Below are 14,662 nucleotides of genomic sequence, written 5' to 3' on the forward strand. Positions count from 1 at the left end.
AATATATCATATTTGACCTTTAAATAGAATACGTTTATACTTTACTTTAGCACTTTAAAGCGGAGGATTTCTTATGCCAATTACGGATTTATTGGAACGAAACAGCAAATTGTATGGGGATGAAATTGCTCTTGTTGAGATCAATCCGGAGATTAAAGAAGAGCAGAGGGTTACATGGAAGGAATATGAGCTTATTCAGCCGACTTCCACAGCATATTACAGAAGACAGATCACATGGTCTGTATTTGACGAGAAGGCAAACAGGGTTGCCAATATGCTTATCGAAAGAGGGATAAAAAAGGGACAGAAATGTGCGATACTTCTTATGAATTGTCTCGAATGGCTCCCTATTTATTTCGGAATACTTAAGGCGGGCGCTATCGCGGTTCCGCTTAATTTCAGATTTACAGCGGATGAGATTGATTACTGTCTTAACGCATCGGATTCGGATGTTCTTTTCTACGGACCTGAATTTATCGGACGTATCGAGGATATCGCCGAGAAGATCAAGAAAGAGACTCTTCTTTTCTTTGTGGGAGATCAGTGTCCTTCTTATGCCGATGATTATTACAGACAGGTATCGAACAGTTCATCTGTTGCACCCAGAATTCTTATCGAAGATAAGGATGATGCGGCAATTTATTTTTCTTCGGGAACTACCGGATTTCCCAAAGCTATTTTGCACATTCATACTGCACTTATGCAGTCTGCCAAGATGGAGGCTATCCATCATGAAACTACACATGAGGACAATTTCCTTTGCATTCCGCCGTTATATCACACGGGCGCTAAGATGCACTGGTTCGGATCTCTTTATACCGGTAGCAGAGCGGTATTGTTAAAAGGAAACTCACCTGAGTCTATATTTAAAGCGGTTTCCGAGGAAGGATGTACCATAGTATGGCTCCTTGTGCCGTGGGCGCAGGATATTCTTGCGGCGCTCGATTCGGGCAAGATGAAGATAGAGGATTATCATCTCAAGCAGTGGAGACTCATGCATATCGGAGCACAGCCTATTCCGCCGAGTCTTATAAAGAGATGGCTTAAATATTTCCCTCATCACAAGTATGACACCAACTACGGCCTTTCGGAGTCAACAGGCCCTGGCTGCGTGCATCTTGGACTTGAAAATGTCGAGAAAGTCGGCGCCATCGGAATTCCGGGATACGGCTGGAAGACCAAGATCGTCGATGATAACGGAAAAGAAGTTCAGAAGGGCGATATCGGTGAGCTTTGCGTAAAGGGCCCCGGCGTAATGGTTGAGTATTACAAGAACCCTGAAGCAACTGCCGAGATTCTTAAAGACGGCTGGCTTTTTACAGGAGATATGGCCCGTCAGGACGAAGATGGATTTATATTTCTTGTAGATAGGAAAAAAGATGTTATAATTTCAGGTGGAGAAAATCTCTATCCCGTTCAGATAGAGAGCTTCCTCATGAAAAATGACAAGATACATGATGCCGCTGTTATAGGCCTTCAGGACGACAGACTCGGGGAGATTGCTGCCGCCATTATTCAGGTAAAAGAAGGCATGACTTTAACAGAGGAAGAGGTTGAACATTTTTGCGTGGATCTTCCGAGATACAAAAGACCAAGAAAGATTATTTTTGCAAACGTACTCAGAAATCCTACGGGAAAAATTGACAAACCAAAACTTCGTGAAATATACTGCGGAGAGCATCTTGTAGAACGTCAGAATCAATCTTGATGCTCACATGGGAGTGAAGTCGGGATAAAAATATTTGCTGCCCGGCTATAGCCTATGAGTATGAAAAAAGGGAATGTTATGGAAAAATATGTTATTACCGGAATGAGTTGTGCCGCATGTCAGGTGCGTGTGGAGAAAGCTGTTAATGCGCTAAAAGGCGTGACGGAGTGTAATGTTAGTCTTTTAACCAATTCAATGACGGTTGAGGGAAATGTTCTTTCATCAGATATTATAAAAGCTGTTGAAGATGCGGGATATCAGGCAGCTTTACTTGATGAAGAAAGTCAGAAAAACGATGACGAAGAGGTCCTTAAAGATAAAGAAACTCCTATCCTGAAAAAAAGACTTATTTTTTCAATAGTTTTATCTCTTATTCTTGTGTACTTTTCTATGGGACACAAGACATTCGGTTTTCCACTGCCTCCTTTTCTGGAAGGTAATTATATTGCAGTGGGAACCATTCAGATGATCTTATGCGTTATTATTATGATCATCAATATAAGAATATATTTTAGCGGCTTCAGTGGGCTTTCACACAAGGCACCCAATGCGGACAGCCTTGTGGCCCTCGGAAGCTCTGCTTCTTTTGTATACAGTGCGTTTGCACTTGGCATAATGGTTCTTTCTTATGTCAAAGGGTCCCCCGAGAAGAACAATTTATTTTATGATGAGCTGTATTTTGAATCAGCGGCCGTGATCCTGACTCTTATCAATGTCGGTAAAATGCTTGAAGCGCGCATAAAGGGCAAAACCACTAATGCGCTTAAGAATCTCATAAAGCTTGTTGCAAAAAACGCAGTTATAGTTGATGAGAACGGCGCCGAAAAAGAAGTTGAGATCGACAAGGTTAATGTTGATGATGTATTTGTCGTAAAGGCTGATGAGCGTATCCCTGTTGACGGCGTGATCATAGAGGGAAGCAGTTCTGTCGATGAATCATCGATCACAGGTGAGAGCATTCCGGTTGAAAAGAGTGAGGGAAGCAGTGTGTATGCCGCTACTCTTAATACTTCCGGCGATATTAAATGTAAGGCTACAAGAGTAGGAAAAGATACAACACTTTCACAGATTATCACTGTTGTAAGTGATGCGGCCGAAACCAAGGCGCCTATCGGAAAACTTGCGGACAAAATATCCGGAGTTTTTGTTCCGATCGTTATGTGCATGTCCCTGTTTACTATAATGGCATGGCTTATCAACGGTGCGGGATTTGGCTATGCGCTTGCAAGAGGCGTTGCCGTTCTTGTTATCAGTTGCCCTTGTGCACTTGGTCTTGCTACTCCTGTTGCAATGATGGTCGGAAACGGTGTAGGTGTTAAAAACGGTATCCTTTATAAGAATGCATCAATTCTTGAAAGCACAGGTAAATGCGATATTGTTGTCCTTGATAAGACAGGAACAATAACAAAGGGAGAGCCCGTTGTTACGGATATTCTTCTTGCGCAGGCGATTGTTGACAGTGAATCGTCACAGGAAGAAAATGAGGCTGCAGAATTTGAATTTGTAAAGCTTGCAGGTATTCTCGAATCAAAGAGTACCCGTCCTCTTGCAAAAGCAATAGCAACATATGCTTCAAGTGTTTGCGGAGATATTGATTCCGGCCTGGATGTGGAAGATTTTTCTGTTATTCCGGGAAGTGGACTTGAGGGGACGATTGACGGCAGTGTTGTAAGATGCGGTAATTTTAATTATATTTCGAAATATGCAAATATCCCCGAGGAAGTTACAAAGAAGGCTTACGGCTTTTCGATCAGGGGTAAGACACCGTTATTTTATGCAAAGGATAATAACTTTGTCGGTATCATAGCTGTTGCCGATACGATAAAGGATGACTCTGCTCAGGCTATTGAAGAGCTCAAGAATATGGGAATTCGAGTTGTCATGATAACGGGAGACAATGAGAATACTGCCAGAGCTATCGCTGCAAAAGCAGGTGTAAACGAAGTTTATGCAGGTGTGCTTCCTGAGAACAAAAAAGAAATTGTCGATCAGCTTATGAAAGAAGGCAAGGTCATAATGGTCGGCGACGGTATTATTGATGCCGATTCACTTGATGCCGCAGACGTTGGTCTTGCTATCGGTGCAGGAACCGAGATAGCTGTTGAATCTGCTGACATTGTACTTATGAGGAACAGCCTTCTTGATGTTTCCGGTGCTGTGAGATTGTCAAAGGGAGTACTTGATAATATTCATCAGAATCTTTTCTGGACATTTATTTATAATGCGATTGCGATTCCCGTTGCAGCGGGCTGCCTTATTGCTTTCTTTAAGATTACTATCAGTCCGATGTTTGGTGCGGCTGTGATGAGTTTATCAAGCTTCTTTGTAGTATCGAAGGCACTTGGACTTAATATCTTTGATATTCGTGATGCCTCAAAAGATAAGAAGAAGCTGGGCAAAAATGCACGTAAAAAGAGCTCTGATGACGACGATGATGATGATATGGAGAATGAGATCATTGTTTCATCTTTGGCCAAAGTCGAAGAGATTAATAAAACTAAGACACTCAGCATTGAAGGCATGATCAGCGCTCATTGTGAAAACACTGTAAAGAGCGCACTTGAGGCGGTTGAAGGTGTTGAGGAAGTAAATGTAAGCTTCGAGAACAAAACAGCTGTTGTAAAGCTTAACCTTGATGTTTCGGATGAAATACTTAAGAAGGCTGTAGAAGAGAAGGATTATAAAGTTGTCGAGATAAACTGAAGGGAAAAGCTATAAGTTTATTTGGATAATTGTGTAGATTATAAAAATTTAGTATTGGAGGAGAGACATGGGAAAAAATATCAAGATAAAATATTTTAACGACAAGCTTGAAAAGCTTACATATATCGATGGTAAGTCGGATTGGATCGATCTTAGAAGCGCTGAGGATATCGATCTTAAGCAGGGTGAATTTCATCTTGTTCCTCTCGGAGTCGCAATGGAGATTCCGGAAGGCTATGAAGCACATATTGTTCCGAGAAGTTCTACATTCAAGAACTTTGGCGTTGTTCAGACCAATCATATGGGTGTTGTCGACCATTCATATTGCGGAGATAACGATCAGTGGTTTATGCCTGTTATCGCAATGAGAGATACACACATCGGCTTTAATGACAGAATTTGTCAGTTCAGGATCATGGAGAATCAGCCCGCGATCGTATTTGACGAATGTGAACATTTAGATGGTGCTGACAGAGGCGGTTTTGGCTCTACAGGCAAGAATTGATAATGTGATCTTGCCATAATTGCCACGCGGTATTGAAAAAAAGATATTGTATGCTACAATAATAAATCGTTTGGATACGTAAATACACATAAAGAATGATCGAGGTTAAAAATGTCAAAGATTCGTACAAGATATGCACCGAGCCCAACAGGCCGCATGCACGTAGGAAATTTAAGAACAGCTCTTTATGCTTATCTTATTACAAAACATGAGGGCGGCGATTATATTCTCAGAATAGAAGATACAGATCAGGAGCGTTTTGTTGAAGGTGCTACTGAAATTATTTATAAAACACTCAAGGATACAGGACTTATCCATGATGAAGGTCCCGATGTCGGCGGTGAGGTCGGACCTTATGTTCAGAGTGAGAGACAGAAGGCCGGTATCTACATGACTTATGCAAAAGAGCTTGTAGAGAAAGGAGAAGCTTATTATTGCTTCTGCGATCAGGAGAGACTTGCTTCACTTGTTCAGGTTGTTGATGGAAAAGAGATCAGTGTTTATGACAAGCATTGTCTTTCTCTTTCAAAGGAAGAAGTTGAGAAGAACCTCGCTGAGGGTAAGCCTTTTGTTATAAGACAGAACAATCCTACAGAGGGTACAACTACTTTCCATGATGAGTTGTACGGAGATGTAACCGTTGAAAATAAGGAACTTGATGATATGATCCTTATTAAGTCCGACGGATATCCCACTTACAATTTTGCAAACGTTGTTGATGACCATCTTATGGGAATCACACATGTTGTAAGAGGTAATGAATATATTTCTTCATCACCTAAGTACAACAGACTTTATGATGCATTCGGATGGGAGATTCCCAAGTATATACATTGTCCTCTTATCACTGATGAGGAGCACAAGAAGCTCTCTAAGAGAAGCGGACATTCTTCATTCGAAGATCTTATCGAGCAGGGATTTTTGCCTGAGGCTGTTGTTAACTTTGTTGCACTCCTTGGATGGTCACCTGATGATAACAACGAGATCATGAGCCTTCAGGAGCTTATCGAGAAGTTTGATTACAAGCGCATCAATAAGTCACCTGCAGTATTTGACTATACTAAGCTTAAGTGGATGAACGGTGAGTACCTTAAGAAGATGGATGAGGACAAGTTCTTTGAGATGGCTAAGCCTTACATCGTAGATGCTCTTAAGGAAGAGGGAGACAGCGTACTTTCTTCTGACGATACCAAGCTTAAGCAGATCGCAAACATGGTTAAGACTCGTATCGAGATCTGGCCCGATATCGCAGATATGGTTAAGTTCTTTGCAAAGCTTCCCGAGTACGATACAGCTATCTACTCACATAAGAAGATGAAGACCAACGAAGAGACTTCTCTTAAGGTGTTAAAAGAGGTTCTTCCTCTTCTCGAAGCACATGATGACTATACAAATGATGCTCTTTATGCACTTCTTTCTGATTACATCAAGACTAACGAGTACAAGAACGGTTATGTTCTTTGGCCTGTAAGAATTGCTGTTTCAGGAAAAGAGATGACTCCCTGCGGAGCTACAGAACTCATGGAAGTTATCGGTAAGGAAGAGACAATTAACAGAATTAAAAAAGGAATTGAATTACTTGAGAAATAATAACGTTTTACCACCTTTGGTTGACGTTAAAGTAAATGCCGCTCAAGAGGAAGCGATTACTCACAGAGACGGTCCCGCAATGGTTCTTGCGGGACCGGGGAGCGGCAAAACCTTTGTTATAGTACAGAGGCTTAAATATCTGATCGAAGAATACGGCGCAGATCCTTCTTCGATTCTTGTAATAACGTTCACCAAGGCTGCTGCGATCGAGATGCAGCAGAGATTTTTAAAGATCACGGATAGTTCTTATCCGGAGGTTTCATTCGGAACCTTCCATTCACTTTTTTACAACATATTAAGAGACCACAGAAAAGAAGCCGGATTCTACAACAATATTGAGATTGCGGACGAGCTTTTTAAGTACAAACTGGTAAAAGATATTCTTCTGAATGTGTTAAAGAACAGCAGGGAGAATATGAATAAGCTTAAGCTCCTAGATGAGAATGAGATCATAAAAGATATCACTTCTGAAATATCAAGGATAAAAAACGCAGGTCTTTCGCCAAGTTCCGTATCCGACGCTGTTCCTTATAAGGAGCATTTTGAGGCAATATTTACAGGATATAATGCTGCGCTTAAATCTTTTGGAAAGATTGATTTTGATGATATGTCTCTAATATGCGCACAGCTCTTTGAAAATAGAAAAGACATAGCGGAGCAATATAAAAGCAGGTTCAAGTATATTCTTATTGACGAATATCAGGATATAAACGAGATGCAGCAAAACAATATCGAGGCGATATTAAATGATGATAAGAATCTTTTTGTTGTAGGTGATGACGACCAGGCAATCTACGGCTTTCGAGGTGCAAAACCCGGAATAATGATGGAATTTAAAGATAGGATGGGCGGAAGTGTGCATTTGATAAATCTTTCCGTAAATTACAGGTGCGGAAAGGCAATCCTTGATAATGCAAGTCTTGTCATCCGCGAGAACAAGATGCGCTTTAAGAAGAATATCGTATCCGGAACGGGGGCAGACGGATATGTTGTCGCGAGGAGATATAAGACAAGGGAAACGCAGTATGAGGCTATGAGTATCTTCTTGAGCGGACAAAACAATCTAAACGATATCGGGATCTTGTGTCGAACCAATTCTGAATGCAAAACAGTGGCGTCTTTTCTAAGACAAAAGGGTATAAAGAGTAATCTGGAAAACAAGGATGATGCCTCTTTGTACGATGATGAGGCTGTTCTATTGTGTCTTTACTATCTTTCTTTTTCCTGTATTGAAAATTCAAGAGCTCTTTTCTACAAGATAATGAATAAGCCGCTTCGCTATATTTCTAGAGAAAGTGCCATGAATGAGCTGATAAGAAAAGAAGATGTTCTTTCTTTTTACAGAGGAAACAGAGAACGGACGAAGGCCGTGGAGAAGCTGTTCAGGGATATATCGATGATAGGAAAGATGCGCCCTTCGCTTTCTGTGAGGTTTATAAGAAAAGAAGTAGGGATTGATAAGCTGTTTCCGAACAGTACCGGGAATCTGGATCTGTTTGAAGAAATGGCGAGGAATTTTAGGGATAGTAAGTCGTTCATTGGTTCTTTTAACGAAGAAAAAGAAAAGTCTGATAATCAGAGCAAAGGAAAAAAGAAATTCAGTAATGCCAAAGACATTGTCAATATACTCACGCTTCACGGATCCAAGGGGCTTGAATACAAGTACGTTTGGATTCCTGACTTAAACGAAGGAATAATCCCTTCCAGAAGTGCAATATATGAACCTGAAAAGGAAGAGGAACGAAGGATGTTGTATGTAGGAATGACAAGAGCTAAAGAGGCTTTAATAATGTCTTATATCTGCGGAACTAAAGAAAATGCGATGCTTCCTTCAAGATTCTTACGTCCCATAAGAAGTCTGTGGGAAAAAACTACAAAAAATGATAATATTTAAGGAGAATATAAATGATACAAGATGAATTAAATGATGGTTATAGTAGTCGGGCTAAACAACAAGAAAGTGACAGAGTAAGACGGATTATCGATGATCTAACGCTTTTTGATGATGACATGATGTCATTGGTTTTTGACAAAAATATTCCTGCAACGCAACTTTTGCTTAGAATAATATTAAAACGTGATATTATAGTCAAAAGCGTAAAAGGGCAGGAAGAATTCAAAAATCCTATTGTTGGAGGTCGAGACATAACCCTTGATATACATGCAATTGACATTGATGGAGAAGAAATTGACATAGAAGTGCAAGGTAATTATGAAGGGTCACATGTCAGGAGGGCAAGATTCCACAGTGCTATGTTGGATTCAAGGATGCTTAGGGAAAGCGATGTTTTTAAAAGCTTGAAAGATTCTTATGTGATATTTATCTATAAGCATGATAAATTCAAAAAAGGATTACCAATATACAGTGCTGACAGAACTATCATGGAAACCGGAGAAGCTCTTAATGATGGTGCACATATTATCTATGTTAATGGAACATACACCGGAAATGATGAATTTGGAAAATTGATGCAGGATTTTCATTCAAGAGATTCTAAAGAAATGCATTATAAAGAATTGGCGAACAGTGTACATCATTTCAAAGAAACAAAGAAAGGTCGTGAAATTATGTGTGAAGCAGTAAAGAAATATGCAGAAGAATATGCAAAAGAATATGCAGAAGAATATATAATTAAGGATAAAGTAATTACAGTTCAAAAATTAATGAAGAATATGAAATGGACATTGGAACAAACATTGGATAATATAGGGGTTTCAGATAAGGCAGAACGTGATAATATAATTAGTTTACTTAAAAAAGGATAATCAAACCTTTTGAGGTTTTGCCGACCTTTTCATAGACAGCCCGGCACAAGATAACTGTTTGAAAATCACTGCGTAGCCGTACACAGAGCATTTCCAAACAGTTACCTTATGGCCGGGCGTAAAGAAAGGGAACACACTAAATTAGTGCGCTCCCTTTTATGATGTTTTTTTTCTTAGAGACTCTCTGAGTCCTCCTCGGGAAGGTCGACAATCTCGTCGAACTCAACATCGTCGAGGTAGAGGTTGAAGGCTTCGGCAACGGCGTCGTATTCGGCGTCGTCTTCGATGTAGCCAAGTTCAGGCTCTTCATCCTCGCCTTTGTAGATGAATTCATAGAACCAAACGCTTCCGTCGTTATTCTGTCCGTTTTTGTCGAGTGGAAGAAGAACGATGTAATCTTTGGAATTAACTGTAAGGACTATGATTATCGCACAAGTAACGGTTTTATTGTCATCGAGCTCAAGTTCGACAGTCATCTGTTCATCATTTTCAATCCTGGTATTCATGTCTGTTGCTATCTTGGAAAATTCCATAAAAATCCTCCTGAAAATCTTTATCATTGGTTATCATGATTATAGCATACTTCGTGCATATATAGACATTATGTGTTAAAATATTAGGGCTTATGTTGTTTATTATACTAATCGGGAGAGACTATGACTTCAGGGTACAAGATTGCTGATGAAAAGCCATATCCGCTTGGCTGTTATATTGACTATGATAAGAGTCTTGTTGTCAGAGCAGTATTTGATGGCGGAATAAAGCGTGGTATCACGTTGTACCGCAAGGGCACCGGTGCGGATAAGAAATATGTCATTGAACTTCCTGCGGATTGTAAACGCGGGAATATTTATTCTGCGAGAATTTCCGGAATAGATGATATTGACGGCTATACGGAGTACAATCTTTTTGAGGATGAGGAATATTTCTGCGATCCGTATGCCAAGCATGTCATAGGTCTTGAGAAATTCGGAGAAGAAGTTGAGGATTCCGATATCAGGGCGAAGCTTGACAATAAATCCTTAAGATCGGATTCATCGACATGTTTTGACTGGGGCGACAGCAAAGCTCCCGAAACATCTTACGAGAACAGTTTTGTTTATCTGATGCATGTAAGAGGCTTTACGAAGAGTCCTTCGAGCGGTCTTCCTGTAGGTATCAGAGGTACGTTCAGCGGAATATTACATAAGCTTGATTATCTCAAAGAGCTTGGAGTTACCTGCATTGAACTTATGCCAATCTATGAAATGGATGAACTTCAGGATGCCGAGAAGAGAGGCAGGATACATAGCGCGATCAAGGGCACGAAAGCTCCCAAGGGAAGCGATGTTATCTTTTCAAGAAATGGAAGTATCACCAATAAGGGAAGTCTTGATCATAAAGTGAATTTCTGGGGATATAAAAAGGGATATTATTTTGCACCCAGAACTTCTTATTGTGTGGATCCTTACAATGCTGAGGATGAAGTAAAAAATTTTATTAAGACAATGCACGAGAACGGCATCGAGGTTGTGCTTCAGTTCTATTTTGAAGAAGATGAGAGCGAGAGCATTATCATCGATGCGCTCAGATACTGGAGATGTACTTACAGAGTAGACGGCTTCCATGTCAAGGGGGCACGTCTTCCGCTTAGGAATATCGCAAAGGATCCTCTTTTTGCCGATGTTAAGATATGGCATGAGTGGTTTGATTACGGCGATATATACGGCGGAAAGCCTGTAAAAAAGAGATTTCTTGCAGAATACAACGATGCATTTTTGTACTCATCAAGAAAGTTTCTTAAAAGTGATGATAATACCGCGGCCGATTTCCTTAGGGTTATGATAGCAAACGGCTGCGATCACGGTATTATAAATTATATCTGCAATTATGAGGGATTCAGACTTGCAGATCTTGTTTCTTTTGAACACAAGAGAAATGAGGAAAACGGCGAGAATAACAAAGACGGCACAGATGAGAACTACAGCTGGAATTGTGGTATCGAGGGAAGAACCAGAAAAAAGGGTATTCTCGATCTCAGAAACAGACAAATGAAGAATATTCTTTCCATGCTGTTTCTTGCGCAGGGAACTCCAATGATATTCAGCGGAGACGAATTCGGTAACTCGCAGGGAGGAAATAACAATCCTTACTGTCAGGATAACGAGATCGGCTGGGTTGACTGGAAGGCATTTGACAGGAATAAGGACATCTATGATTATGTAAGATTCCTTATCGGTATGAGAAAGAATCATATTATGTTCAGGGAGCCTGCACCGTTTAAACTTATGGATTATATTTCCTGCGGCTATCCTGATTTTTCGTGCCATGGAAGAGAGGCGTGGAGACCTGATTTTACAGCACAGAGTCATGTCTTGGGGCTTCTTTATTGCGGCCTTTATGACAAGAGTGTGGATGATAAGTCTTTTATATATGTATGCTATAACATGTGCTGGAACGAGTCGGAAATTGCACTTCCAAAACTCCCTGAAGGAAATGTATGGGAACTTGTTTCGGATACGGCAGAAGAGCCTGATAATAATACAGTTAAAAAAGCTTCGGACAATGACAAAGTTACTCTTACGGAGCGCTCTGTCAGAATATACCGAAGTTTTGAAGATAAAAAATCTAGTAAAAGGAAAAGTAGTAAAAAGAAATGAACAAACCGGATGTAATTGAGAAATTTTTAAAATATGTAAAGGTTGACACACAGTCAGATCCCGATTCGGGCACATCTCCTTCAACCATGAAGCAGCATGATCTTGCTAAGATCCTCAGAGATGAGCTTATAGAGATCGGTGCATCGGATGTGTACTATGATGAAGAGCACTGCTATGTGTATGCATCTATTCCTTCAAATATCGATGATGACAAGAAGAGATACAAGATGGGCTTTGTGGCTCACATGGATACTTCCGATGAAGTCAGCGGAAAAGATGTAAAGCCAAGAATAATTGATAATTATGAGGGAACTGAGATTGCTCTTTCTTCAGACGGAAAAGTAGTTCTTTCTCCGGATGATTTCCCGGAGCTTTTAAATCATATCGGTGAAGATCTTATAGTTACTGACGGAACAACCTTACTTGGAGCCGATGACAAAGCCGGTGTTTCAGAGATCATGACAATGGCTGAGACACTTCTTTCAAATCCCGATATCAAGCATGGCGATATCAAGATTGCATTTACTCCCGATGAAGAGATCGGCGAGGGAACGGCTTATTTTGATATCGAGAGATTCGGTGCTGATTATGCGTTTACCGTTGACGGCGGTAAGCTTGGCGAACTTGAGTATGAGAACTTTAATGCCGCAGAGGGAATTATCAAAGTTCACGGAAGAAGCGTTCATCCCGGTGATGCCAAGAATAAAATGATAAATGCGGCGCTTTTATGTTATGAGTTCCATTCTATGCTTCCTGTTTTCCAGAATCCTATGTATACGGAGAAAAGAGAGGGTTTTTTCCATCTTACGGATGTAAACGGAGGAACAGAGAACGCAGAGGCAACATATATCATCAGAGACCACGACGAGAAGCTCTTTGATGCTAAGAAAAAGCTCTTTAAAGATGCTGCGGATTATCTTAACAAGAAGTACGGAGAAGGCACTGTTGAAGTTGTTTTAAGAGACCAGTACTTCAATATGATCGAGAAAATCCGTCCTCATATGCATCTTATAGACAATGCCAAGAAGGTAATGGCAGAACTTGGCATTACACCTATTGATTCACCTATAAGAGGCGGAACAGACGGAGCAGCCCTTTCATATAAGGGACTTCCTTGTCCCAACCTTTGCACGGGAGGCTACAACTATCATGGCAAGTATGAGTATGCTTCTGTACAGGAGATGCGCAAGGTTGTAGATATCCTTTTGGGAATTGTTAAAGTATACGGAGAAGATTTTTAATGGCTATTGATAAAGCAAATAATATCAGTGTTTTAAATGCGAACAGGCAGGATGTTGCCGATGAAGAAAGCGTAAGACAGCTCGACTATATCGAGAAGGCAAAAGCACAGGTTTCTTTTATGGAAAAAGAGTTTGGAAGAAAGCTTAAAGCCTGCGTTGTTACTTTCGGATGTCAGATGAATGCAAGGGATTCCGAGAAGCTTCTTGCTACGCTCAAACTTGTGGGATATGAAGAGACTGAGTCGGAAGATGCAGATTTTGTCATCTATAACACATGTACCGTTCGTGACAATGCGGACCAGAGAGTTCTCGGAAGGCTTGGTCAGTGCAGCAATTTTAAGAAGAGCAATCCTTATATGAAGATTGCAATCTGCGGATGCATGATGCAGGAAAAATCTGCTGTTGAGAAGATCAAAAAGAGCTACAGATTTGTTGATCTTATTTTCGGAACACATAATATATATAAATTTGCGGAGCTTTTGTATCAGTCACTTAACTCTGACAAGATGATAATAGATATTTGGAAAGAAACCGACAAGATCGTTGAGGATCTTCCGGTACTCAGAAAGTATTCATTTAAGTCGGGCGTCAATATCATGTTTGGCTGTAATAATTTCTGTACTTATTGCATAGTTCCTTATGTAAGAGGACGTGAGAGAAGCAGAAGTCCCAAGGATATTATCAGAGAGTGTGAGAAGCTTGCTGCAGACGGAGTGAAGGAAATCATGCTCCTTGGACAGAATGTAAATTCATACGGAAATGATTTCGAGGAAGGAAATCCTGATAAGATTTCTTTTGCGAAGCTTATTGACGAAGTCACGAAGGTAGAAGGAATCGAGAGAGTAAGATTCATGACTCCTCATCCCAAGGACTTCTCCGATGAACTTATTGATGTTATCGCAAATAATAAAAAGATAGCAAGACATATTCATCTTCCTCTTCAGTCCGGAAATACCGAGATCCTGAGGAGAATGAACAGAAAATATACAAAGGATGATTTCCTTAATCTTGTAAATAAGATAAGGACTAAGCTCCCGGATGTTGCCATTACTACGGATATTATCGTCGGATTCCCAGGTGAGACCAAAGAGGACGTTGACGATACTATAGATGTTGTAAAGAAATCGGCATTTGACAATGCTTTTACCTTTATCTATTCAAAGAGAACGGGTACACCTGCTGCCTCTTTTGAAGACCAGGTTCCAGAAGATGTGGTAAAGGAGAACTTCGACAGACTTCTTAAGGTTGTACAGGATACGGCTAAAGAGCAGTCTCTTAAGTATAAAGGTCAGGTTCAGGAAGTACTTGTAGAAAATGTAAACGATCACGATGATTCTCTTATGACGGGAAGAATGTCGAACAATACGCTTGTGCACTTCCCCGGGGGCGAGGATCTTATAGGAAAGATGGTCAAAGTAAAGATTACTGAATGCCACGGCTTTTATTTCTTTGGGGAGATCGCCGAATAATTATTGGCATTGGTTTTAGGAGGAGTTGTCCGTGGAGAAAG

The 14,662-nt window shown here is 40.5% G+C and carries 10 protein-coding genes; 9 read left to right on the forward strand and 1 reads right to left on the reverse strand.

Annotation, left to right across the window (positions count from 1 at the left end):
* Positions 1–73: 73 nt before the first annotated feature.
* From T356_RS0101285 to T356_RS17960, 6 genes are all read left to right on the forward strand, one after another.
* Complete coding sequence (locus T356_RS0101285; protein WP_026512930.1) at positions 74–1,708, forward strand: class I adenylate-forming enzyme family protein; 1,635 nt, start codon at positions 74–76, stop codon at positions 1,706–1,708.
* A gap of 78 nt (positions 1,709–1,786) precedes the next feature.
* Positions 1,787–4,411 carry a heavy metal translocating P-type ATPase gene (locus T356_RS0101290; RefSeq protein WP_026512931.1) on the forward strand — a complete coding sequence of 875 codons (2,625 nt, stop codon included), beginning with the start codon at positions 1,787–1,789 and terminating at the stop codon, positions 4,409–4,411.
* A 67-nt stretch (positions 4,412–4,478) separates the two neighbouring features.
* Entirely contained in the window at positions 4,479–4,916 is a 438-nt protein-coding gene (locus tag T356_RS0101295) for a dUTP diphosphatase (RefSeq protein ID WP_026512932.1), read from the forward strand.
* A gap of 111 nt (positions 4,917–5,027) precedes the next feature.
* Positions 5,028–6,506, forward strand: a complete 1,479-nt coding sequence (gltX, locus tag T356_RS0101300) for a glutamate--tRNA ligase (RefSeq protein WP_026512933.1) — start codon at positions 5,028–5,030, stop codon at positions 6,504–6,506.
* Complete coding sequence (locus tag T356_RS0101305) at positions 6,496–8,400, forward strand: ATP-dependent helicase (protein WP_026512934.1); 1,905 nt, start codon at positions 6,496–6,498, stop codon at positions 8,398–8,400. Before gltX ends, T356_RS0101305 begins: the two co-directional genes overlap by 11 nt.
* An 11-nt stretch (positions 8,401–8,411) precedes the next feature.
* Positions 8,412–9,272 (forward strand): PD-(D/E)XK nuclease family transposase, encoded by an 861-nt coding sequence (locus T356_RS17960; protein ID WP_051563061.1) that lies wholly within the window; start codon positions 8,412–8,414, stop codon positions 9,270–9,272.
* A 173-nt stretch (positions 9,273–9,445) separates the two neighbouring features.
* On the opposite strand, the gene T356_RS0101315 is transcribed toward T356_RS17960, so the two are convergent.
* The gene (locus tag T356_RS0101315) at positions 9,446–9,805 is read right to left on the reverse strand and encodes a DUF1292 domain-containing protein (RefSeq protein WP_051563062.1); all 360 of its coding nucleotides are present in this window, start codon (positions 9,803–9,805) and stop codon (positions 9,446–9,448) included.
* Between the two features lie 123 nt (positions 9,806–9,928).
* Between T356_RS0101315 and T356_RS17965 the strand changes: the two genes are divergently transcribed.
* From T356_RS17965 to miaB, 3 genes are read left to right on the forward strand one after another with little or no spacing between them, the layout of a single operon-like run.
* Positions 9,929–11,911: an alpha-amylase family glycosyl hydrolase gene (locus tag T356_RS17965; protein ID WP_051563063.1), complete on the forward strand. Its 1,983-nt coding sequence runs from the start codon at positions 9,929–9,931 to the stop codon at positions 11,909–11,911.
* Positions 11,908–13,152 (forward strand): peptidase T, encoded by a 1,245-nt coding sequence (pepT, locus tag T356_RS0101325; protein WP_026512936.1) that lies wholly within the window; start codon positions 11,908–11,910, stop codon positions 13,150–13,152. The genes T356_RS17965 and pepT overlap by 4 nt, the downstream gene beginning before the upstream one ends.
* Positions 13,152–14,621 (forward strand): tRNA (N6-isopentenyl adenosine(37)-C2)-methylthiotransferase MiaB, encoded by a 1,470-nt coding sequence (gene miaB, locus T356_RS0101330; RefSeq protein ID WP_026512937.1) that lies wholly within the window; start codon positions 13,152–13,154, stop codon positions 14,619–14,621. The genes pepT and miaB overlap by 1 nt, the downstream gene beginning before the upstream one ends.
* Positions 14,622–14,662 lie beyond the last annotated feature (41 nt).

The organism is Butyrivibrio sp. LB2008 (genome assembly GCF_000621565.1).
Classification (GTDB): Bacteria; Bacillota; Clostridia; order Lachnospirales; family Lachnospiraceae; genus Butyrivibrio.